This is a genomic window from Cryobacterium gelidum, assembly GCF_004403985.1.
Classification (GTDB): domain Bacteria; phylum Actinomycetota; class Actinomycetes; order Actinomycetales; family Microbacteriaceae; genus Cryobacterium; species Cryobacterium gelidum.
Genome location: NZ_SOHL01000013.1, coordinates 330,753 through 352,776, shown reverse-complemented (window position 1 = coordinate 352,776; position 22,024 = coordinate 330,753). Strand labels below are relative to the sequence as shown.

Here is a 22,024-nt window from a genome sequence, read left to right as displayed (position 1 = left end):
CTCTGCCGCTGCACCTAAAATAAGAAGATGAGTTCAGCGCACGGGTCGGGAAGTTTCGGGTCGCGGCCGGCCGTCGGTATCAAACGCGGCCGGGTGAGCGGGGCGGATGCCGCGGCGCAGCGAGCCGAGAACGCCGAGGCACCGCGCATCCCGCACCTGTTGCAGCGTATTTTTGCGCTGTTTTCCCCGCATCGCAGCACCCTCATCGTTACCGTCGTCCTGGTTCTGGTCAGCGCCGCCCTCTCGGTGGTGCCGCCGCTCCTCACCCAACGCGCCTTCGACGACGGCCTCTTTCCGGCCGGCGGCACTCCCAACCTTTCGGTGCTCGGGGTGCTGGTGGCGTTCATGCTCGGCGTCTTCCTGGTCAATGCGCTGCTCGGCGTCTGGCAGACCTGGCTGACGGCGACGGTGGGTAACAAGGTCATGGGCGCCCTGCGCGTGCGGCTGTTCACCCACCTGCAGGCGATGGAACTGAGCTTCTTCACCAAGACCAAGACCGGTGTCATTCAGTCGAGGCTGCAAAATGATGTCGGTGGCGTCGCGACGGTGCTGACCAACACCATTTCGAGCATCCTCGGCAACACCGTCACGGTGATCGCCGCCTTCGTGGCGATGCTGCTGCTGAACTGGCAGCTGACGATCGTGGCGGTGGTACTCATGCCCATTCTGGTGTTCGCCCAGCGCCGCGTCGGCCAGGTGCGGGCGCGCATTGCCGGCAAGACGCAGGAATCGCTGTCGGACATGACCGCCATCACGCAGGAAACCTTGAGCGTGTCTGGCATCCTCCTGTCGAAGAGCTTCACCCGACAGCAGAACGAGATCGAACGCTACGCTGAAGAGAACCGCAATCAGGTGCGCCTGCAGGTGAGTCAGCAGATGAGCGGCCAGTGGTTCTTCGCCACGGTGAGCGTGTTCCTATCGGCCATTCCTGCGATCGTCTACCTCGTCGCGGGGGCGCTCATGTTCAATGGCACGACCGATGTCACGCCCGGCACGATCGTGGCCTTCACCACGGTGCAGGCTCGGCTGATCTTTCCGTTGCTCGGTCTGATGCGGGTCGCCCTCGACCTGCAGACCTCGTCTGCGTTGTTCGCGCGCATCTTCGAATACCTCGACCTGAAGCCGGCGATCAGCGACAAGCCCGATGCTGCTCTGGTGCCGTCGGCCGGCGCGGCTCGAGGCAGGGTAGAGTTCGACCGGGTGCGGTTTGCCTACCCGGACGCTCGCGGTGACGCGCGCCCGACCCTCGACGATGTGTCACTGACGATCGAGCCGGGCCAGTTCGCCGCTTTTGTGGGGCCGTCGGGGGCCGGCAAGACCACCGTCTCGTACCTGATTCCGCGCTTCTACGAAGCCGCGGCCGGCCGTGTGCTGTTCTCGGGGGTGGATGTGCGCGACCTGCAACAGGAGTCGCTCGTCTCCCACATCGGTATCGTGAGCCAGGAGACCTACCTGTTCCACGCAACCATCGCCGAGAACCTGCGCTACGCCAAACCCGAGGCAACGGATTCTGAGCTCATCGCGGCCGCCCGCGCCGCCAACATCCACGACACGATCGACTCCTTCCCGGAGAAGTACGACACCATGGTCGGGGAGCGCGGCTACCGGCTGTCCGGCGGTGAGAAGCAGCGCATCGCCATCGCGCGCGTCTTGCTGAAAGACCCGCCGGTGCTCATCCTCGACGAGGCGACGAGCGCGCTCGACTCCATTTCGGAGAGCGTGGTGCAGGCAGCCCTCGACACCGCGAGCCATGGTCGCACCACGATTGCGATCGCGCACCGTCTCTCGACGATCGTCGAGGCCGACGTGATCTTCGTCGTCGATGCCGGCCGCATCGTGGAGCGCGGCACCCACGCCGAACTGCTCGCCCGCGGCGCCGTCTACGCGAGCCTCTACGCCCGCCAGATCACCGCGAGCCCCGTGACGGATTCCCCCGAGCGCCTCCCGGCCCCCTAGCGATACGTTCCGGGTGACAGAGGGGTGTCAGGCTACGAACGTTCAGCGAGCATCCCGGTCATCAGGTCGATCTCGGACTTCTGGCTCAGCACGATGGACGTCGCGAAAGCGTGCACGGTCGCGTTCGTGCTGCGATCGAGAACGGCCTCGGCCATTGCGATCGCGCCCGAGTGGTGAGCGATCATGATGACGAGAAACTGCCGCTCCGCTTCCACACCGGATGCCGTGGTGAGCGCGGTGATCTGCGCCGGGGTCGCGAGTCCGGGCATCGGTTCTCCGGCGACGTGGCCGGCGTCGGTGCCCGCCGAGTGAGACGAATCGTGCGTGTTGCCGGACAGGCCCGACCGGGTCATCCAGGTCATCGACGGTTCAGGGGCGAATTGCGGTAGACCCCAGACAGCGAGCCAGCCCGACATCTGCCCGCTTTGCTTGGCCTGCGTCGTGGCAATGTCGTAGGCGAGTAGCCGCACGGGCGCGTCGTCGGTACGGTCGCGAATAATCAGGGCAAGTTCGACGCCTTGGTTGTGGTGTTCCTGCATGTCCCTGGCGAAGCCAGCCTCGGCACTTGTGGTGTCGGGCGTGGCGTCGGTGAGTGTGCTCAAGCGCCCCGACGAAAAGGCCGCAGCGCCGACGACGAGCGCCGTGATCGCAGCAGTGACGGTGATGGCACGCAAAACCGAGCGGCGTCGGCGCGGTGGGGGAGCATCCGCTGTGGACTGTGGGGGGTCAGAAGTCACGGGTTAGGCGCGGCTCAAGAAACTTTGCCGGGTGCGTCGATCCCGCCGGAGCAGGGGGCGCCGTTTTCTGGCACGTTGGTGCTCTTCCAGAACTCGGTGAAGTACTCGGCGACGCGCGGGTCGTCAGCGCTGTCGACCTGCAGCTGTGAATTCCAGCCGCTCAGCACGATCGGTGCGGGAATTCCGTCAAAGGGCGACAGCACAACGTAGCTGGAGGGCAGTTCCGTCTTCAGCAGATCGAGCTCAGCGTCGGAGATCGATGGATCGTAGGTGACCCAGATGGCACCGTGTTCAAGTGCGTGCACGGCGTTCTCGTTCGGAACCGCCTGATCGTACACACCGCAATTGAGCCAAGCCGAAGCGTGCTGGCCGCCGGCGGGCGGCGTCTGCTCGTAGGTGACGGCGGTCTTGACGTGGCCGGCTCCGTTCGTGAAGGTCTCGACACCGTCGATGGTCGACGCATCGCCTGCACCACCGCCGGCGTAGTTGGCGGCCTTCGGCGTGAGCACGAACGCGGTCACGATCAGGGCGATGATCGCAACGATCGCCACAGCGCCGCCGACAATGCCAATCAGACGATTACGCTTGCCGCGCTTTTGCTGGCGGTGATATTGCTCCAGCTTTTTCGCACGCTTCGCGGTGCGTTCTTCCTTGATCGACGCTTTGTTCACGGGGGAACCGGGCTGGGGGGTCACGAGGGCCTCTCTATTGGAACTGCTTCACTGTGAACGTATCAGTCGTCCCTGTAGCTTCCCCCGATGCCGCTCTCACGGCTATTTCTCAGGCTGGTGACCGGATCTCGCCGCCCGTTAGAGTGGATGAGCGACCGCTCATCGTCGAGTTGCTGCTGTCGCTAGTCGATTTCGCACGAACGCGCCGGCCAGCGCCGAATCGGTGAGCACATCCGAGGCCGCGCCTGCCACCTGGCGCGCAGCCCGACAAAAGGAATTTCCATGAAGATCGCAGACACCGTTCTTGACCTTATCGGTGACACCCCGTTGGTCAAACTCCACAAGGTCACCGAAGGCTTGACCGCAACGGTGCTCGTGAAGCTCGAATACCTCAACCCGGGCGGGTCGGCGAAGGACCGCATTGCGGTGCGCATCATCGATGCCGCCGAGCGCGACGGCCTGTTGAAGCCTGGTGGCACAATCGTCGAACCCACGTCGGGTAACACCGGTGTGGGCCTGGCCCTCGTAGCCCAGCAGCGCGGCTACAAGTGCGTGTTCGTGCTGCCCGACAAGGTCGGCGAAGATAAGCGCAATGTGCTCACGGCCTACGGCGCCGAGATCGTCGTGACGCCGACATCCGTCGCACCGGACGACCCCGAGTCGTACTACAGCGTGTCCGACCGGCTGGCCCGCGACATTCCGGGTGCCTTCAAACCCAACCAGTACTTCAACCCGAACGGCCCGCTCAGCCACTACGAGACCACCGGCCCCGAGATCTGGCGTGACACCGACGGCACCGTCACCCACTTCGTCGCCGGCGTCGGCACCGGCGGCACCATCACCGGCACCGGCCGCTACCTGCGCGAGGTCTCAAGCGACGCCGTGCGCATCATCGGCGCCGACCCGGAAGGGTCGGTCTACTCCGGCGGTACCGGCCGCCCCTACCTGGTTGAGGGTGTCGGGGAGGATTTCTGGCCCGGCGCCTACGATCCAACGGTCGTGCACGAGGTCATCGCCGTGTCCGACGCCGACTCCTTCGCCATGACCCGCCGGCTCGCCCTCGAGGAGGGAATCCTCGTCGGCGGCTCCAGTGGGATGGCCGTCGTGGCGGCCCTCCGCGCGGCCGAAAAGCTCGGACCCGCCGACACGATCGTCGTGCTGCTGCCCGACGGCGGCCGTGGCTACCTCGGCAAAATCTTCAACGACGGGTGGATGCGCAGCTACGGTTTCAGCAACGCCCCGACCGGTCACACGGTGGGGAACCTGCTCGAGTCGAAGAGCGGGGGACTTCCCGCGTTCGTCTACGTGCACCCGAGCGACACCGTGCACGACGCCATCGAAACGATGACGAGGGGCGGTGTATCGCAGTTGCTTGTGCTGAGCGCCAAGCCGCCCGTCGTCATGGGCGAGGTGCTCGGCGCAGTTGATGAACGTGCCCTGATGGGCCTCGTTTTCTCCGGCGATGCCAAGCTCACCGATCGGGTCGGTTCGATCGTTGGCGAAGCCTTGCCGCTGATCGGGGTGAACGAGCCGGTCGCCGCAGCGCGAGCCGCGTTCGCCGAGCACGACGCGCTGCTCGTGACCGGCGGTGGCAAGCCGCTCGGCGTCATCACCCGGCACGACCTGCTCAGCTATCTGAGCGTCTGACTTTTTCGGTTCTATTCATACGCAGATTACTAGGGAGCCCGCAATGGCCAACACCCAGAAGTTCGACACGATCGCCATCCACGCTGGTCAGGAATTCGACCCGACCACCGGTGCCGTCATCCCGCCGATCTACCAGACCTCCACCTATGTTCAGGACGGCATCGGCAACCTGCGCGGCGGCTACGAGTACAGCCGCGGCGGCAACCCCACGCGTACCGCGCTGGAGAGTCTGCTCGCCGCGCTCGAGGGTGGTAAACACGGCCTGTCGTTCGCGAGCGGACTTGCCGCGGAGGACACCATTTTGCGCGCAATCCTCCAGCCCGGCGACCACGTCGTGCTTGGCAACGACGTCTACGGCGGAACCCACCGCCTCATCAACAAGGTGCACGCCGCGTGGGGTGTGCAGAACACCACGGTGGAGATGAGCGACCTGGTTGCGGTCGAAGCGGCCATCCGCCCGGAGACAAAAATTCTCTGGGTCGAGACGCCGAGTAATCCGCTCATGAAGATCAGCGACATTGCGGCCCTCGCCGAGATCGCGCATCGCCACGGTGTGGTCGCGATCGTCGACAACACCTTTGCGTCACCGGCGCTGCAGCATCCGCTGGAATTTGGCGCTGACGTGGTCGTGCACTCGACCACGAAATATCTCGGCGGCCACTCCGACGTGCTCGGCGGCGCCCTCATCATCAACGACGACGCGCTGCACGAGAAGGCCCAATTCTTGCAGTTCGCGGCCGGTCCGGTCTCGGCTCCGCTCGACGCCTGGCTCACCGTGCGCGGCATTAAGACGCTCTCGGTGCGGATGGAGCGCCATTGCAAAAACGCGCAGGCCATTGCCGAGTATCTCGATGGACATCCGGCGATCGAGCAGGTTTTCTACCCGGGGCTGCCCGGCCACCCCGGCCACGAGCTGGCCGCAAAGCAGATGTCCGGCTTCGGCGGCATGATCTCCATTGCGTTCGCCGGTGGCGCCGCGGCGGCGCGCGGCTTCGCTGAAGCCACACACCTGTTCCAACTGGCCGAGTCGCTCGGAGGAGTCGAGTCGCTTGTGAACTACCCCTCCGAGATGACGCACGCCTCGGTGCGCGGCACCGAACTTGAGGTGCCCGACAACATCGTGCGCCTGTCGGTCGGCATCGAAGACGTCGATGACCTCATCGCCGATCTCGCGAGCGCCCTGCCCCGCGGATAGCGGGGCCGCGTGGCCGGGCGCGGCCGCGGGATGGCGAGCTCAGCCATCCCGCGGTTTGCGCCGACTACGCCCGGGTGACCTCGACCTCGATGACAGCCCAGCACAGCGCGGGGAGCGTGAACCGGAGACGGCTGCCGGTCACGGTCACCCCGGCCAGCGGGGACAGCCCCACCTGTTCGCCGCTCTCGAGGGTGTTGGTGGCAAACCTGTCCTTGCCGTTTGGCACACCCAGTACCTCAGCTCGACTCACGCGTCCGCCCACGAAGCCAGACAGGGACACGTCCACGTCGGCAGACTCGTCGAGGCCGCGATTGGCGACGAACAGAGCTACCCGGCCGTTGTCTTCGTCCCAGGTTGCGCTCACGTCGACGACGTCTACGTCGCCAAACTTCGCGGATTCGTACTTGTCTGAGTCGACGCTGGCCCGAAGGATCTGCCCACGGGCCAGCTCCGCCATTCTGGCGAAGGGCCAGAAGATGGACTGGCGCCAGGCCGGCCCGTTTTCCTCACTGCGAATCGGCGCGATCACGTTCACGAGTTGGGCCTGATTGGCGATTTTCACGCGGTCGCCATGGCGCAGGAGTGAGTTCAGCAGCGTCCCGACGACGATGGCGTCTGTCACGTTGTAGGCATCTTCGATGAGACGCGGATGCTCGCGCCAGCCCTTCGAGACATTATGCGGCTGGTCGTCGGTGTCGAGGCCGCGCTGGTACCAGACGTTCCACTCATCGAAGGAGAGATTGACGTGCTTGCTGTGCTTGCCGGCCGCACGAACGGCATCCACCGTTGACACGACGGATTCGATGAAATAGTCCATGTCGACTGCCGTGGCGAGAAAACTCTTCACGTCGCCGTCGTCTTCCTGGTAGTAGGCGTGCAGCGACACGTAGTCCACCTCGTCGTAGGCGTGCGTGAGCACGGTGTGCTCCCATTCGCCGAAGGTGGGCATGCTGGAGTGCGAACTTCCAACGGCAACCAGTTCGATGTCTGGATCGACGAAGCGCATGGCTTTGCCGGCTTCCTGAGCCAGCCGACCGTATTCGTGCGCGGTCTTGTGCCCGATCTGCCAGGGGCCGTCGAGCTCATTGCCGAGGCACCAGAGCTTGATGTCGAACGGCTCGGCCGAGCCGTTTTGCTTGCGCAGGTCGGAGAGGTACGTGCCGCCGGGGTGGTTGGAGTATTCCACAAGCTCACGGGCAGCATCCACCCCCCGGGTGCCAAGATTGACCGCCTCCATGATCTCGGTCCCGGCGAGTCTGGACCAGTCCACGAATTCGTGCAGGCCGAAGGCGTTGGACTCGACGGTGTGCCAGGCCCCATCAAGCCGGCGCGGGCGCTTGTCGACGGGACCGACGCCGTCCTCCCAGTTATATCCCGAGACGAAATTGCCACCCGGGTAGCGCACGACGGTGGGGCCTAATTCCTTGACGAGTTTGAGAACGTCCTGGCGGAAGCCCTTCTCGTCGGCCTCAGGATGCCCGGGCTCGAAGATTCCGGTGTAAACACAGCGCCCCATGTGCTCGACGAATGACCCAAACAGGCGACGGGGCACCTCCCCGAGGGTGAAGTCGCGAACGAGGGTGATTCGAGCGTTGGTCATGATTCTCCTATCAATGGTGCGGGTGAAGTCTGAACTGGGTGTGCTGACCTACTGGCCGCCGAGCCCGGTGGTGGCGATGCCCTTGATGATCTGGCGCTGGAAGATGAGGAACACGACAATGAGCGGCAGGGCGGCGAGGATCGCCATCGCCATGTTTTCGGCGTACTGCACGCCGTAGGCGCTCTTGACCGTCTGCAGTCCTACGGGAAGGGTCATCAGTAAGGAGTTGTTCGTCACGATGAATGGCCACAGAAAATTGTTCCAGGCCCCGATGAAGACGAAGATCGATACGGCCGCGAGGATGGGGCGGGACAGCGGCACCACTATCAACCAGAAGATGCGCAGCCGGGACGCGCCGTCCATCCGTGCGGCGTCTTCGAGCTCGATCGGAATCTGGTCGAAGAATTTCTTCAGCACGAACACCATGGCCGGTGCGATGACCTGGGGCAGGATGATGCCCCAGTAGGTGTCCACCAGGTTGAGGGCGAGCATCTGGTAGAACAACGGGATGATGAGAACCTGAGGGGGGATGATGATCGAGGCGATAACCAGCACGAAAATCCAGCGGCGGCCGCTGAAATCGATGCGAGAGAACGCGTAGGCGGCCAGCGCCGAGACGACAACGGTGATCACGGTGATTGCCACGGTGGTGAAGAGGCTGTTGGCCGTCCAGGTGAGCAGGTTTCCTTCGCCCAGCACCTTGAGATAGGCAACGATGGTGAATCCGCTCTCCGGAAACCACGACACCGGTGTCGAGCCGGCATCCGTCTCGGTCTTCAGCGACGTGACGACCGCCCAGACAAAGGGCAGCAGCCAGCCGAGAGCCAGCACGGCGAGGATGGCGAAAGCCACGACGGAGGACGCCGATGTTCTTGTGGGCACCGTCCGACGGCGTGATGGGACCGCGCGCTCAACGATGTCGGACGGGACGAGCAGCTGAGCGGTCATGAGCGGGCTCCCTTTCGGAACACGAACTGCGCGATGGACACGATGACGATGATGGCGAAGAAGATGTACGAAATCGCCGACGAGTAGCCGAAGCGGTAGCCGGTAAATCCGACCTCGAATATGTACTCGACCGTTGACCGGGTGGCACCACCGGGACCTCCACCGGTCATCTGATAGACCTGATCGAAGACCTTGAGGGACGCGAGCACCTGCAGGATGACGATCAGCATGGTCGTGGGTGCCAGTTGGGGAATCGTGATGGAGAACAGCTGACGCCACTTGCCCGCGCCGTCGAGTGCGGCTGCCTCGTATTGCTGTTCGGGAATGTTCTGTAAGGCGGCGAGGTAGAGCAGAAAATTGAAACCCACCGTCCACCACACCGTGGTGACCACGATCGCGATCATGGCCCAGTCGGTGTCCTGTAGCCACGCCACCGGGGTCGCCCCGAAGAGTCCGGTCAGGGCGTTCACGAGTCCGAGTTGGGGGTTGTACAGCCACACCCAGAACAGCGAGACCACACTCGAGGCGAGCAGGTAGGGCATGAAGAAAGCGAGCCGCCAGATCCACTGGCCGGGAAGGCCGAGGTTGACGAGCACCGCCATGGCGAGAGCGACGAGCACGAGTGGCACCGTGCTCAGCACGGTAAACCACAGGGTGTTGCCCATGGAACGCCACATGTCGGGGTCGCCGAGCGCCTCGGAGTAGTTGGCGAAGCCGACGAGTCCTCCGCCGGCCCCGGTGAGGGACTGCCCGGTGAAGCTGAGATAGAAACCCCAGGCCAGCGGCGTCACGAGGAAGAGGACGAACACGACGGCGAACGGGGCGAGAAAAGCCCAGCCCACCGTGTTTTCCCGCCGGCGAGAGCGGGGCATGCGCGGGGCTGCGTTCGCGATGGTCTGCACGGATACCTCGGCGCGGGGTGGTGCGACAACCTCAGTCATGATCGGCTCCCTCGTTGCCTGGTTGATGAGTCACGAATAGATGTTTCGGTGGTACCAGGGTTGGTCGCGGTGTTCATCATCGGACCGGGTTCGGCTTGGACAGCAGCACGTTGAGGCGCCGCACGAATCCCTGGAAGCCCGCTCTGGCATCCGTCTTGTTGAGCAGGACGGACTGCACGTTCTCCGCGAAGAAATTCTGAAAATCGGAACCCGAACCGGTGAACCACGCCTGCGGGTCGTAATTCAGATTCTCCGCCGCCATCGCGTAGTGCGCCTGCGGGATCAGCTCGGCGTAGCCGGGGCCGTCGACGACGGGCAGGTAGGCCGGAATATGGCCGGCCTGTGCCCAGCTGATCGAGTTCTTCAGTACGTTCGACACGAACAGGTAAACTTCCTCGCGCCTGGCGGGGTCAGGGTTGTCCTGATGCGGCAGAACAAAAGTATGCGAGTCTGCGTAGACGGCCGGAGTGCCGAAGAGTGTGGGGATCGGCGTCGCGTCCATCGGTACGTTGGCTGCCGTCATGGTGGGCAACTCCCAGACGCCACTGAAGAAGAGCCCACTCTCGCCGTTGACGAATTCGGCCAGGGCCGTGGCATAGTCGCCACTCGCCGTGGCGACTGTGTCGTCGAGCAGGGTCTGCATGAATTCGAGGGACGTGACCGCGGCGTCTTCGTCGACCTCGACGTTTTCGCCCGGTGTGAGGGTCATGTCGGCCCCCTGCTGCTTGTAGAAAGTGTAAAAGAGACGCCACATCTGTGCGCCGTCGCCGAGATAGCCGTAGGACAACCCATGCTTGCCGGTGACGACCTGCATCTTCCGGGCGACGTCCACGAACTGCTCGGGGGAGTCGATGTCGATCAGCTGGCCGTCGGGGCCGAGCACGCCGGCTGCGGCAGCGATCTCGGTGTTGTACATCAAGATGAACGGATGCGCGTCGAGCGCGACGGAGAACAACTCGCCGCCGCTGAAGCATGCTTCCCAGATCGGTGCCGGGAAGCTGTCTTCGGTGATGCCGTAATGGGCCAGCACATCCAGGTCCCAGGGGTCGAGTAGCCCCCCGGGTGCGTAGCCGGGGAGGCGCGAGGCGTGCATGACCGCTACGTCGGGAGCGCGGCCTCCGGCCGAGGCCATCGCGAGCTTCGTATAGTACGGCGTGCCCCAGGTCAGCACGGTCTGCGTCACGTGAAAGCCCGGGTTGTCGGCGTTTGCCTCGTCGACGAGGCCCGCCATTTTGATGCCGTCGCCGCCGGTGAGCAGGTGCCAAAACGCCAACTGTTCCGCGCCGGATTGACCGGCGGTGGCGGCGCATCCACTGAGGCCAGTGGCCAGGAAGGCGCCCCCGAAAAGCGCCGCGCTGCCAGCGAGAACGCTGCGGCGGGTGAGCACTCCGGTGCTTCCGATCGGTACCCGTGCTGGTGTCATTGATCACTCCTTTGTGAGGTGGCCCCAGCATTACATCGTTGTAATGAAAGAGCAAGAAGTTTTTTTCGGATACCGGGGGAGTGAAACCTCAGGCTGGTGTTCGCACGCGGGTGCTTGCTCGAGCCACAATGGTGTGAGCGATCGTCACGCGGGTCGGGGGCGCGTCGGGGCTGCCCATGCGCTGCACCAGAAGTGCGAGCGCGCGCTCGGCGAATTCACGTTTGTCAAAGCTCACCGTCGTCAGCGGCGGTGTGGCGAACTGTCCGTCGGCGATGTCATCGAATCCGGCGACCGACACGTCGCCCGGCACCGGGATTCCCGCGGTCCACAGGGCGCTCATCGTGCCGATGGCCATGGAATCGGTGAAGCAGAAGAACGCATCGGGCGCCGGGTTCACCCTTAAGAATTCGGTCACCGCCTCGGAAGCTGCTCGCGGCGACCACTCGCGACAGGAGATCTCCAGAAGGGGATCCGGATCGATGGCCGCGGCGCGGAGTGCCTCCCGGTAGCCGCGCTGGCGCAGGTCGGCCGTGGCGGTCTGGAAGGCTGGGCCGGGGGATCCGACGATCGCGATGCGTCGATGCCCGAGCTCGATCAGGTGCCTCGTCATGTCCCGCGCGGCGGCGACGCTGTCTACCCAGACCTGATCGTTGCGCTGCTGCTCGACTTCTCCGATCATGACGAGTGGCGGCAGAGAGCCATCGTCAACCAATTGGCTTTCCTGAATGGTGATCGGGTTCAGGATGACGCCGTCGACGAGGTGCGCCCTGGCCCGCGATACGAGGCTGAGTGCGCGGCCCGGGCGTTCGGCCGTCTCCTCGAACTGCACGCCCCAGCCCTGTTCGTGCGCCACTTCCACGAAAAAATGCGACATCTCTGCCGAGTACGGGGTGCCCAGGTCTGGCATGGCAAGAGCGATGACCCCCGTGCGGCCATTCCGGAGCCCGCGGGCGCTCAGGTTGGGAACGTAAGCGAGCTCGGTGATCGCCGATTCGACTCGGCTCCGGGTTTCCGGCGCGACGAACACCACGCCGTTCATGACGTTTGACACGGTCTTGGGCGATACACCCGCGAGGGCCGCGACGTCTTTGACCGTTGGGCGCATAGCTGAAGGCTAACTTAAACGCGATGCGACCCCTCGTTTGGTCAGGCGGTTCAGGCTGAATCGTGGCTAGAGCGCACTGATGCTCCACGACGCCTTGGACGTCTCGCCGGGCCGGATAGAGATCAGGTCGATCGTGGAGTTGAAGGCGTCCGGTGGGCAGGTCATGGGTTCTACGGCAAGCCCACGCCGTGATTGCGCCGGGTCGGGAAGGTCTGCGGTGTGAATCTGCACCCACGGGCAGTCGGTGCCCCAGGTCATCGCGACCCCGGAGCCGGAGGGATCAAGCAGTCGGACCGTCGCGGTATCCGAACCATCCCGCACGAGAGCGGTGAAGGCGTGATCGATCGCCGTCCCGGCGATGGGCCGCGGCGTCCGAAAGTCGTAGGCCCCATTCGATTCAGTTTCAACGCGTCGGATGCCGGCGGGCGTGAGGCGATCTTCGGTGACGGTCATCACTTCGCCGGCGGGGAGCTGCAGGGTCCAGTCGTCGACGCGACCAGGACCAGCGACCAGGTAGGGGTGCGGTCCGGTTCCAAACGGCGCTCGTTCTGCCCCCAGGTTGGTCGCCGAAACCGTCGTTGTGAGTCCACGCTCGCTGATCGTGAACGTCACTTCAAGCGCCAGACGAAAGGGGTAGCCGTCCTGCGGCTCGATCATGGCACCGAGTGTGACGGCACGGTCGGTCTGACGCACGGCCGGGAAGTCGAGCCAGCAAACCAGTCCGTGCAGGGCGTGCCCCCTGTCCGGTTCGTTGAGCGGAAGGCGGTATGCGACGCCGTCGTGGGTGTAGCGGCCGTCCACTATCCGGTTGGGCCAGGGGGCCAGGGTCGCGCCTCGATAGTGCGGTCGCAGGGAATCCGCTTCGAATGGAACGATGAGGTCTCGCCCGTCATATTGAAGCGTTCTGACACTGGCCCCAATGCTCGCGATCACCGCCGAGTAGCCGGAATGGGCGATGGTGAACTGGGTACCAGACCGGGGGCGATCGCGAACGGTCGCCTGGGTCTGGTCAAGGGTGGTGTCGGTGTTCATGACGTTGTGACTCCTGTGTTCGTTTCGGGCTGTGGGGCCGGCGGTTCCGGCTGTAGAACGGCCAGACCGGCCTCACGAAGGGGGGCAAGCGCGGCGGCGGCGGCGGCGGCATCCGTTATCAGTGTGTGGAACGAACGGAGAGACCCGACCTGGCCGAGATGGACCTGGCCGAGCTTGGAGGCGTCGGCCACAACGATGGAGCGGGTCGCCGCGGCGAGCATGAGCTTCTTGACGCCCGCCTCTGGCAGGTTGATGTTGGTGACGCCGGCTTCGGCGTGCACGCCATTGCAGCCGATGAAGGCGAGGTCGGCATGTACCTGGCTGAGCACGGTAGCGGCGAGCGGCTCGACGAGGGAGTGCTGACGCGGGCGCAGAGATCCCCCGGTAACGATCACGGTGAACCGCGGGATGGCCGGTTCAAGCTCGAGCGCGATGCTCAGCCCATTGGTGATGATGACGACGTCGGTGAGGTCCAATCGAGTCACCAGGGCGCGGGCGATCGCGAGAGTGGTCGTGCCAACGTCAAGGATTACGCTCTGCCCGTTCGAGACGAGGCCGGCCGCGAGGGCGCCGATCTGTTGTTTCGGCACCACGGATGCTGCCAGTGCCTGTTCGAAGGACGATTCACGCGGGGGGCGCTCCGCGTGGTCGCGCCGCTGCACGACTACCGCCCCGCCGTGTACCCGTTGCACCGTGCCGTCAGCTTCCAGCGCGTCGAGATCGGACCGGGCGGTGACAGCGGAGACCCCGAAGGCCTCGCGGAGTTCGCTGACCCGCACGAAACCGCGCTCGTCGATGAGTCGGTGGATCTGCTCTCGCCTGACCGGCCCGGGCAGCGCGTCGCGGTCACTCGGCGCGGCAGGAGGGTGGGCGCGAGCCGTCGACGGCGATGCGGTTGGCTCAACAGAAGTCATCCATTCATCTTCGCTTAGTTATATATTTCTTTCAATACGAAAGTAGTAGTTTCTATTGAGACAATCCGTTATCGTGGGGATCGCCATGACACACGCAGACTTCGTCGCCGATACCGGCATCGCCCGCCAGCGCCACACCCTTGCCGATGGGCGTGACCTCATCTACTTCGACGACCCAGACACCAAGCTTCCCAAGCACAGGGCCCCCGACCTGCGGGAGCTCGATCCGCGCCCCGTTACCGCCCGTATGCGGCAGGATCCACTGAGCGCGGAGTGGGTGTCAATCGCGGCAGCCCGGCAGAATCGGGTGTTCCTGCCGCCCGCCAACCTCGATCCACTCGCTCCGTCCACTCCGGAGAATCTGTCCGAGGTGCCCAGCAATTACGACGTGGCCGTCTTCGAGAACAAGACACCGTCTTTCGGCCCGTTACTAACGGATCCCGACGCTCCCGTCGACCTCACGGACCTGTCGACGATTGGGCTGGGACGCACCCGCACGTCCGTCGGACGCTGTGAAGTCGTCTGCTTCAGTCCCGAGAGCGAAGGCTCGTTTGCCAGCCTGTCGGTCACCCGCGCCCGTACCGTGATCGAGGCCTGGGCCGAACGCACGCACGCATTGTCGAACCTGCCCGGCATTGAGCAGGTCTTCCCCTTCGAGAACCGCGGTGAGGCCATCGGCGTGACCCTGCGGCATCCACACGGGCAGATCTACGCCTACCCCTACGTCACGCCCCGCACCCAGCGGGTAATTTCCTCGCTCGAGTCCTACGGACCCACGTTGTTCGCGGACATTCTGGCGCACGAGCAGTCCGGTGAACGCATCATCGTGCAGGGCGCGCACTGGACCGCTTTTGTGCCCTTCGCAGCGCGCTGGCCCATTGAGGTGCACATGCTCCCGCATCGCCACGTTCCGGATTTTGCGGCCACGACCCTCGCCGAGCGCGACGAGCTTGCGGTTCTGTACCGACGTCTGCTTCGTGGGATCGATGCCATTTACACGACGCCGACGCCGTACATCGCGGCGTGGCATCAGGCCCCCGTTCACGCTCGGCGGTCTGAGATCAGGCTGATGCTGCAGGTGACGAGCCCGCGTCGTGCGGAGGACAGACTGAAGTACCTCGCCGGGTCGGAAGCAGCGATGGGGGCCTGGATCGGTGATGTCACCCCCGAACAGGCGGCGACCACGATTCGCGCGGCGATCGATCGAGCCGATGCAGCGGATGCATCCGCGTCCGGCTCCGCCACGCCTAAGCGTCCCGACTCGACATTCCCGACCACCTGTGAGGTATTTGAGCATGCATGACCTGACCCGCACCGCGCTCGCCGGATTCAAAGCCCGATACGACTATTCGGCCGCCGGGCTCTGGTCGGCTCCCGGGCGGGTGAACCTGATCGGTGAGCACACCGACTACAACGAAGGTTTCGTCCTTCCCTTCGCGATTGACCGGCGAACGATCGTCGCGCTTGCGCCCCGCGAAGACCGACTGATTCGAGTCGCAAGTTCCTTCGCCGAGGAGACCGTCGAACTCGGCCTGGACGAGCTCGTGCCCGAGAATTTGCAGGACTGGTCGGCCTATCCGCTCGGCGTTGCCTGGGCGCTCGGCCAGGTCGGCACTCCGCTCGACGCCGTGACCGGATTCGACGCCTACATCGTTTCCGATGTACCGATCGGAGCTGGCCTGTCGTCGTCCGCCGCGATCGAAAGCGCCGTCGCCGTCGCGCTCAACGACCTGTGGCGCCTCGGCCTCGATCAGCGCGCCCTCGCCCGAGCTGGCCAGCTGGCCGAAAATAGGGTTGTTGGCGCGCCGACGGGCATCATGGACCAGTCCGCGTCGCTGTTCGGTAGCCCCGACGCCGCCGTGTTCCTCGACTGCAGAACCCTGGTATCCGAGGTTATTCCGCTCGGCTTCGACTCGGTCAACCTCGATCTGCTGATCATCGACACCCGGGTGAGCCATGCCCACTCGACCGGCGGCTACGCCTCACGTCGGGCATCCTGCGAACTGGGTGCGCGCCTCATGGGTGTGTCATCCCTGCGAGACTTGACCCTGAACGATCTCGATCGGGCCGCCGACGTGCTTGATGACGAGACATTTCGCCGGGTGCGGCACATCGTGACCGAGAACCAGCGCGTGCTCGACACCGTGCAGACACTCCGCGAGCAGGGACCAGCCCAGATCGGCGCGTTACTGGATGCCTCCCACCTGTCGATGCGGGACGACTTTGAAATCTCGGTCCCCGAACTCGATCTCGCCGTCGAAACCGCCCGCGCGGCCGGCGCGATCGGCGCGCGGATGACCGGGGGCGGCTTCGGCGGCGCCGCGATAGCCCTCACCCCCCGCGACGTTCTTCCGACCGTGATGGCCGCCGTCAGCGCCGCCTTCGCCGGCCACGGCTACGCGGCGCCGGTCATGTTCGTGGTGCGGGCGGCGGGCGGGGCGCACCGCGAGCAATAGCCACCGGGATGCTCCTCAACCGGCGGATCCGCGCGGCGAATGGCGAATGGCGCACGATTGCACGATTGTGACTGTCACATCCGGCGGCGGTCGGGGCATAATGAGAGCGGATCACAATTGTGACCGCTCACATCTCAGCAGGGTCTTGTCGTGTCGATTGAAGTACCCAAGGCGCGCGCGCCGAGCATCCGTGACGTCGCGCGCGTCGCCGAGGTCTCCTACCAGACCGTGTCGCGGGTGCTCAACGACCACCCGAGCATTCGGGATTCCACCAGGGCTCGCGTCGTGCAGGCTATGAAGGACTTGAACTACCGCCCGAACAGGGCTGCCCGAGACCTCTCGCGGGGGCGTTCGCGCACCATCGGGGTGCTGTCAGCCTCGAGTGCCGAATACGGCCCGGCGAGCAGTATCGCGGCGATTCAAGACGCCGGCCGTGACGCCGGATACCTCGTGAATATTGCGAATATCGCCGGGGAAAAACCCGAATCTATCCAGGGCGCCCTCGATCACCTGCTGAACCAGGGCGTTGAGGGCATTGTCGTGATCGCCCCGCAGGAACGCGTCTTCGCCGTTCTGCAGCGGTTGTCGATCGACGTGCCATTTGTAACGCTGCAATCCGACGGCAACCGCGGGAACCGCACGCTTTTCGTCGACCAGATAGCCGGAGCACGGTTGGCCACCCGCCACCTCATCCAACTGGGTCACCGCCGCATCTTTCACCTGGCGGGCCCACAGAATTGGATCGAGGCCGAAGCCCGGATGCACGGGTTCCTGGCAGAAATGGGAGCCAGGGACGTTCCCACCACGGCTCCCATTCTCGGCGACTGGACCGCCAACTTCGGCTACCAGGTCGGTCGGGAACTGCTGCGAGTGCGTGACTTCACCGCGATATTCTCCTCCAACGATCAGATGGCGCTCGGGCTTATGCACGCTCTGCACGACGAGGGATTGAGCATCCCGGGAGACGTGAGCATTGTGGGCTTCGACGACATCCCGGAAGCTGCACACTTCTGGCCGCCCCTGACGACGGTGCGGCAGGACTTCGCCGAGCTGGGACGCCGGTGCATCGCCGTCTTGCTGTCCGAGATCGCGGGAGAAGGCGCAGTGCATCCCGACACGCTTGTTCCCGAGCTGATCGTGCGTTCGTCCACGGCGGCTCCGTCGTTCTGAGGCCAAGCTCGTGCCCTGGGCAGGTTTCGCGTTCACTTCCGGACGAATATCTCCGTTACGGAAACGTAACGTCGCGTACTTGACACGCGAATCCTGTCTACCGGTACTATGAAAACCTAGATGTGAACGGTCACATTTTCTGGGACAGCCTCAACCGGCACCGGCGACGAGTCGCCATCGTCGGAACATCAGAGCACACCGGGAACGGGATCGAACACGGCACGGCCATCGACAAGGGAGTCACATTCGTGAGTAGTGAGCAGGTGTCCGGCGAGCACGAATCGTACGTGATCGGCGTCGACTACGGCACCCTCTCCGGCCGGGCCGTTGTCGTTCGTGTGTCGGATGGCGTCGAATTGGGCTCTGCTGTTCTTGATTACCCGCACGCCGTGATGGACACGACGCTCACCGCGACCGCGACCTCTTTGCCGCCCGAGTGGGCTCTGCAGGTACCCCAGGATTACGTCGCCGTGCTTCGGAGCGCCGTTCCCGCCGCTGTTCGTAACGCGGGAATTGACCCCGCCCGCGTTATCGGCATCGGCACCGATTTCACGGCCTGCACGATGGTGCCGGTGATCAGTGATGGCACCCCTCTGTGCGAGTTGCCCGAATATACGGCCCGCCCGCACGCCTACGTGAAGCTGTGGAAGCACCACGCGGCCCAGTCGCAGGCTGACCGCATCAACGACCTCGCCTTCGAGCGCGGCGAGAAGTGGCTGCCGCGTTACGGGGGCCTCATCTCGAGCGAGTGGGAATTCGCGAAGGGTCTGCAGCTGCTGGAGGAAGACCCCGAGCTGTACGCTCGAATGGACCACTGGGTCGAAGCGGCGGACTGGATCGTCTGGCAGCTCACCGGCGAGTACGTGCGCAATGCCTGCACGGCCGGTTATAAAGGGATCCTGCAGGATGGTGCGTATCCGAGCGAAGAGTTTCTAGGCGCATTGAATCCTGCTTTTGCCCGGTTTGCCGTGGACAAGGTGGCGCACCGGATTGGCCAGCTCGGCGCATCCGCTGGCACCCTCACGGCCGTTGCCGCCGCGTGGACCGGTCTGCCGGAAGGTATTGCGGTGGCCGTGGGCAATGTGGACGCGCACGTGACTGCCCCGGCAGCGCAGGCCGTGAATCCCGGCCAGATGGTCGCCATCATGGGCACCAGTACCTGCCACGTCATGAACTCCGACCGCCTCGCCGAGGTTCCCGGCATGTGCGGCGTCGTTGATGGCGGCATTGTCAGCGGGCTCTATGGCTACGAGGCCGGCCAGAGTGGCGTGGGGGACATTTTCGCCTGGTACGTGCGTACCCAGGTTCCCGCGCGATATTACGACGAGGCGGCAGCGGCCGGCCAGAGCGTGCACCAGTACCTCACCGACCTGGCCAAGGATCAGCCCGTCGGCGGGCACGGGCTCGTCGCACTCGACTGGCACAGCGGTAACCGCTCGGTACTGGTCGACCACGAACTGTCCGGCCTGGTCGTGGGGACGACGCTCACGACCCGCACGGAAGAGGTCTACCGAGCCCTCCTGGAGGCGACGGCCTTCGGCACCCGCACCATTGTCGAGACCTTCCAGGACTCCGGCGTGCCGGTCACCGAGTTCATCGTGGCGGGCGGACTGCTGAAGAACGCGTTCCTGATGCAGACCTACAGCGACATCCTGCGCTTGCCGATCTCGACCATCGCAAGCGACCAGGGCCCGGCTCTCGGCTCCGCAATCCACGCCGCCGTCGCGGCGGGGGCCTACCCCGACGTGCGCGCCGCTGGCGAGAAGATGGGCAAGCTCAATAAGAACGTGTACCTGCCGAACGAGGCGGCGGCATCCGCTTATGACCTGCTCTATGCGGAGTACACGCAGCTGCACGACTACTTCGGTCGCGGCGAGAACGATGTGATGCACCGGCTGAAGGCGTTGAAGCGTAACGCAGCTGCTGCAGCGGATGCCACCGCCCCCGCAAACCTGCCGGTGTTCTCATGAGCACCTTCGGGCCTCAGATCGAGGTCGCGATCGCCCGCGTGCGGGCCGACATCGCCCTGCTCCACGGCGAGCTCGTCAGGAACGCCCTCGTCGTCTGGACCGGCGGCAACGTCTCTGGTCGGGTGCCAGGAGCCGACCTGTTCGTGATCAAGCCCAGCGGTGTCGACTACGCCGACCTCGCGCCCGAGAACATGATCCTGTGCGACCTCGACGGACAGGTCATTCTCGGCACACCGGGAAGTGATCGTTCTCCCTCGAGCGACACCGCGGCCCACGCGTACGTGTACCGGCACATGCCGGACGTCGGCGGCGTCGTGCACACGCACTCCACCTACGCCACAGCGTGGGCCGCGCGAAGCGAAGCGATTCCGTGCGTGATCACGGCGATGGCCGACGAATTCGGTGGCCCGGTGCCGGTGGGCCCGTTCGCCATTATCGGTGACGACTCCATCGGGCGGGGCATCGTGGAGACCCTGACCGGGCATCGCTCCCGCGCGGTGCTGATGGCGAACCATGGCCCGTTCACGATTGGCAAGGACGCCCGCGACGCGGTGAAGGCCGCTGTCATGGTGGAAGATGTCGCTCGCACCGTGCACCTGGCCCGTACGGGTGGGCCGCTCGTCGCTATTCCGCAGTCGGCAGTTGATTCCCTGTTCGACCGGTACCAGAACGTCTACGGACAAGCGCCCCAAGGAGAACTTCAGTAATGGCTGCCCTCAACACCACCCTTGACCACGTCGAGGTCTGGTTCCTCACCGGAAGTCAGAACCTCTATGGTGAAGAAACCCTCCGCCAGGTAGCTGAGCAGAGCCAGGAAATCGCCCGGGCCCTCGGTGCGTCGAGTGATGTCCCGGTGAAGATCGTCTGGAAGCCCGTGCTGACGGGCTCCGAGTCCATCCGCCGCGCCGCCCTCGACGCGAACGCCGACGACTCCGTGATCGGCCTCATCGCCTGGATGCACACCTTCTCACCGGCGAAGATGTGGATTGCCGGCCTCGACGCGCTCACCAAGCCGCTGTTGCACCTGCACACACAGGCAAATGTGGAACTGCCCTGGGCTGAGATCGACTTCGACTTCATGAACCTCAACCAGGCAGCCCACGGTGACCGGGAGTTCGGCTATATCCAGACGCGCCTCGGTGTGACCCGCAAGACCGTTGTCGGCCACGTGTCGAACCCGGCCGTGTCGGGCAGTATCGGATCCTGGACCCGTGCCGCTGCGGGCTGGGCCGCGAGCCGCAGCATGAAGCTTGCCCGGTTCGGCGACAACATGCGTTACGTGGCCGTGACCGAGGGTGATAAAACCGAGGCCGAGTTGCGCTTCGGAGTGCAGGTCAATACCTGGCCCGTCAACGAACTGGCCGAGGTCGTCGACTCCGTCTCCGACGCCGAGATCGATGCGCTCGTGGCTGAATATGCAGAGCTGTATGACGTGGCACCCGAGCTGCGCGTTGACGGGGACCGCCATGCGTCGCTTCGCTACGGTGCCGCGCAGGAACTCGGCCTGCTGTCTTTTCTCGAAGAAGGCGGATTTGGCGCGTTCACGACGAGTTTCGAAGACCTGGGCGCGCTGCGACAACTGCCCGGGCTGGCCGTGCAGCGCCTGATGGCGCAGGGTTACGGTTTCGGAGCGGAGGGCGATTGGAAGACCGCCGTGCTGGTGCGTGTCGCCAACGTTATGGGTGCTGGCCTGCCCGGCGGTGCCAGCCTGATGGAGGACTACACCTACGACCTCACGCCGGGGGCGGAGCTCATCCTCGGGGCCCACATGCTCGAGGTGAACCCGGCACTCTCATCGGCCAGGGCGAGCCTGGAGATCCACCCGCTCGGCATCGGGGGCCGGGAAGACCCCGTGCGCCTGGTGTTCACGGCGGATGCCGGGCCTGCCGTGGTCGTAGCCATGAGCGACATGCGCGACCGCTTCCGCCTGGTCGCGAACGTCGTCCAGGTTGTCGAGCCGACTCAGGCCCTCCCGAAGCTGCCCGTGGGGCGCGCAGTCTGGCGCCCCGAACCCGACTTCGCCACCTCCGCGGCCGCCTGGCTGACCGCCGGCGCCGCCCACCACACCGTGATGTCGACATCCGTCGGTATCGAGGTGTTCCACGATTTCGCCGAGATCGCTCGCACCGAGCTTCTCGTGATCGATAAGACCACCACCCTGCGCGATTTTAGCCGCGAAGTGCGTTGGAATCAGTCCTACTACCGACTGGCGCAAGGCATGTAACCGTTTCACATTCTGCAATTCACATCAAAGACGAT

Annotated in this window: 18 protein-coding genes; 9 read left to right on the top strand and 9 right to left on the bottom strand. The window is 64.7% G+C overall.

From position 1 onward, the window contains the following. Window positions 1-27 precede the first annotated feature (27 nt). The gene (locus tag E3T50_RS07970) at window positions 28-1,956 is read left to right on the top strand and encodes an ABC transporter ATP-binding protein (protein ID WP_134551340.1); all 1,929 of its coding nucleotides are present in this window, start codon (window positions 28-30) and stop codon (window positions 1,954-1,956) included. A 32-nt stretch (window positions 1,957-1,988) separates the two neighbouring features. Here the strand turns inward: E3T50_RS07970 and E3T50_RS07965 are convergent, their stop codons facing one another. Further along, complete coding sequence (locus tag E3T50_RS07965; protein WP_134551339.1) at window positions 1,989-2,693, bottom strand: DUF305 domain-containing protein; 705 nt, start codon at window positions 2,691-2,693, stop codon at window positions 1,989-1,991. A 14-nt stretch (window positions 2,694-2,707) separates the two neighbouring features. Further along, entirely contained in the window at window positions 2,708-3,388 is a 681-nt protein-coding gene (locus E3T50_RS07960; protein ID WP_134551338.1) for a DUF3105 domain-containing protein, read from the bottom strand. Window positions 3,389-3,646: 258 nt separating this feature from the next. On the opposite strand from E3T50_RS07960, the gene E3T50_RS07955 reads away from it, so the two are divergent. Further along, on the top strand, window positions 3,647-5,011 hold the full coding sequence (locus E3T50_RS07955) for a cystathionine beta-synthase (protein ID WP_134551337.1): 1,365 nt from the start codon (window positions 3,647-3,649) through the stop codon (window positions 5,009-5,011). A 43-nt stretch (window positions 5,012-5,054) separates the two neighbouring features. Beyond that, the gene (locus E3T50_RS07950; protein ID WP_134551336.1) at window positions 5,055-6,206 is read left to right on the top strand and encodes a cystathionine gamma-synthase; all 1,152 of its coding nucleotides are present in this window, start codon (window positions 5,055-5,057) and stop codon (window positions 6,204-6,206) included. Between the two features lie 64 nt (window positions 6,207-6,270). On the opposite strand, the gene arfA is transcribed toward E3T50_RS07950, so the two are convergent. The 7 genes from arfA to E3T50_RS07915 form a co-directional block, all read right to left on the bottom strand. Continuing rightward, entirely contained in the window at window positions 6,271-7,806 is a 1,536-nt protein-coding gene (gene arfA, locus E3T50_RS07945) for an arabinosylfuranosidase ArfA (RefSeq protein ID WP_134551335.1), read from the bottom strand. 48 nt (window positions 7,807-7,854) lie between these two features. Then, on the bottom strand, window positions 7,855-8,754 hold the full coding sequence (locus tag E3T50_RS07940) for a carbohydrate ABC transporter permease (RefSeq protein ID WP_134551334.1): 900 nt from the start codon (window positions 8,752-8,754) through the stop codon (window positions 7,855-7,857). Next, window positions 8,751-9,695: a carbohydrate ABC transporter permease gene (locus E3T50_RS07935; RefSeq protein WP_134551333.1), complete on the bottom strand. Its 945-nt coding sequence runs from the start codon at window positions 9,693-9,695 to the stop codon at window positions 8,751-8,753. The genes E3T50_RS07940 and E3T50_RS07935 overlap by 4 nt, the downstream gene beginning before the upstream one ends. A gap of 76 nt (window positions 9,696-9,771) precedes the next feature. Next, entirely contained in the window at window positions 9,772-11,118 is a 1,347-nt protein-coding gene (locus E3T50_RS07930; RefSeq protein WP_134551332.1) for an extracellular solute-binding protein, read from the bottom strand. Window positions 11,119-11,206: 88 nt separating this feature from the next. Further along, window positions 11,207-12,223, bottom strand: coding sequence for a LacI family DNA-binding transcriptional regulator (locus E3T50_RS07925; protein ID WP_134551331.1), 1,017 nt, complete (start codon window positions 12,221-12,223; stop codon window positions 11,207-11,209). A gap of 66 nt (window positions 12,224-12,289) precedes the next feature. Next, a complete protein-coding gene (locus tag E3T50_RS07920) occupies window positions 12,290-13,255 on the bottom strand; it encodes an aldose 1-epimerase family protein (protein ID WP_134551330.1) in 966 nt (321 codons plus the stop codon). Then, on the bottom strand, window positions 13,252-14,169 hold the full coding sequence (locus tag E3T50_RS07915) for a DeoR/GlpR family DNA-binding transcription regulator (RefSeq protein ID WP_134551329.1): 918 nt from the start codon (window positions 14,167-14,169) through the stop codon (window positions 13,252-13,254). Before E3T50_RS07915 ends, E3T50_RS07920 begins: the two co-directional genes overlap by 4 nt. 85 nt (window positions 14,170-14,254) lie before the next feature. Here E3T50_RS07915 and galT point away from each other — a divergent pair, with 85 nt between their 5' ends. The 6 genes from galT to araA all read left to right on the top strand — a co-directional run bounded on the left by galT (window position 14,255) and on the right by araA (window position 21,989). Further along, window positions 14,255-15,472, top strand: a complete 1,218-nt coding sequence (galT, locus tag E3T50_RS07910) for a galactose-1-phosphate uridylyltransferase (protein ID WP_134551328.1) — start codon at window positions 14,255-14,257, stop codon at window positions 15,470-15,472. Beyond that, the gene (galK, locus tag E3T50_RS07905; protein ID WP_134551327.1) at window positions 15,465-16,625 is read left to right on the top strand and encodes a galactokinase; all 1,161 of its coding nucleotides are present in this window, start codon (window positions 15,465-15,467) and stop codon (window positions 16,623-16,625) included. Before galT ends, galK begins: the two co-directional genes overlap by 8 nt. 150 nt (window positions 16,626-16,775) lie before the next feature. Continuing rightward, window positions 16,776-17,795, top strand: a complete 1,020-nt coding sequence (locus E3T50_RS07900; RefSeq protein ID WP_134551326.1) for a LacI family DNA-binding transcriptional regulator — start codon at window positions 16,776-16,778, stop codon at window positions 17,793-17,795. Window positions 17,796-18,043: 248 nt separating this feature from the next. Then, window positions 18,044-19,765, top strand: a complete 1,722-nt coding sequence (gene araB / locus E3T50_RS07895) for a ribulokinase (RefSeq protein ID WP_420898723.1) — start codon at window positions 18,044-18,046, stop codon at window positions 19,763-19,765. Continuing rightward, window positions 19,762-20,472, top strand: coding sequence for an L-ribulose-5-phosphate 4-epimerase (locus E3T50_RS07890; RefSeq protein WP_134551325.1), 711 nt, complete (start codon window positions 19,762-19,764; stop codon window positions 20,470-20,472). Before araB ends, E3T50_RS07890 begins: the two co-directional genes overlap by 4 nt. Then, window positions 20,472-21,989 (top strand): L-arabinose isomerase, encoded by a 1,518-nt coding sequence (gene araA / locus E3T50_RS07885; RefSeq protein WP_134551324.1) that lies wholly within the window; start codon window positions 20,472-20,474, stop codon window positions 21,987-21,989. Before E3T50_RS07890 ends, araA begins: the two co-directional genes overlap by 1 nt. The last annotated feature ends 35 nt before the right edge of the window (window positions 21,990-22,024 follow it).

Coding starts and splice junctions, on each gene's coding strand:
- E3T50_RS07970 (WP_134551340.1), top strand. CDS start 28: ATGAGTTCAGCGCACGGGTCGGGAAGTTTCGGGTCGCGGCCGGCCGTC.
- E3T50_RS07955 (WP_134551337.1), top strand. CDS start 3,647: ATGAAGATCGCAGACACCGTTCTTGACCTTATCGGTGACACCCCGTTG.
- E3T50_RS07950 (WP_134551336.1), top strand. CDS start 5,055: ATGGCCAACACCCAGAAGTTCGACACGATCGCCATCCACGCTGGTCAG.
- arfA (WP_134551335.1), bottom strand. CDS start 7,806: ATGACCAACGCTCGAATCACCCTCGTTCGCGACTTCACCCTCGGGGAG.
- E3T50_RS07940 (WP_134551334.1), bottom strand. CDS start 8,754: ATGACCGCTCAGCTGCTCGTCCCGTCCGACATCGTTGAGCGCGCGGTC.
- E3T50_RS07935 (WP_134551333.1), bottom strand. CDS start 9,695: ATGACTGAGGTTGTCGCACCACCCCGCGCCGAGGTATCCGTGCAGACC.
- E3T50_RS07930 (WP_134551332.1), bottom strand. CDS start 11,118: ATGACACCAGCACGGGTACCGATCGGAAGCACCGGAGTGCTCACCCGC.
- E3T50_RS07925 (WP_134551331.1), bottom strand. CDS start 12,223: ATGCGCCCAACGGTCAAAGACGTCGCGGCCCTCGCGGGTGTATCGCCC.
- E3T50_RS07920 (WP_134551330.1), bottom strand. CDS start 13,255: ATGAACACCGACACCACCCTTGACCAGACCCAGGCGACCGTTCGCGAT.
- E3T50_RS07915 (WP_134551329.1), bottom strand. CDS start 14,169: ATGACTTCTGTTGAGCCAACCGCATCGCCGTCGACGGCTCGCGCCCAC.
- galT (WP_134551328.1), top strand. CDS start 14,255: ATGACACACGCAGACTTCGTCGCCGATACCGGCATCGCCCGCCAGCGC.
- galK (WP_134551327.1), top strand. CDS start 15,465: ATGCATGACCTGACCCGCACCGCGCTCGCCGGATTCAAAGCCCGATAC.
- E3T50_RS07890 (WP_134551325.1), top strand. CDS start 19,762: ATGAGCACCTTCGGGCCTCAGATCGAGGTCGCGATCGCCCGCGTGCGG.
- araA (WP_134551324.1), top strand. CDS start 20,472: ATGGCTGCCCTCAACACCACCCTTGACCACGTCGAGGTCTGGTTCCTC.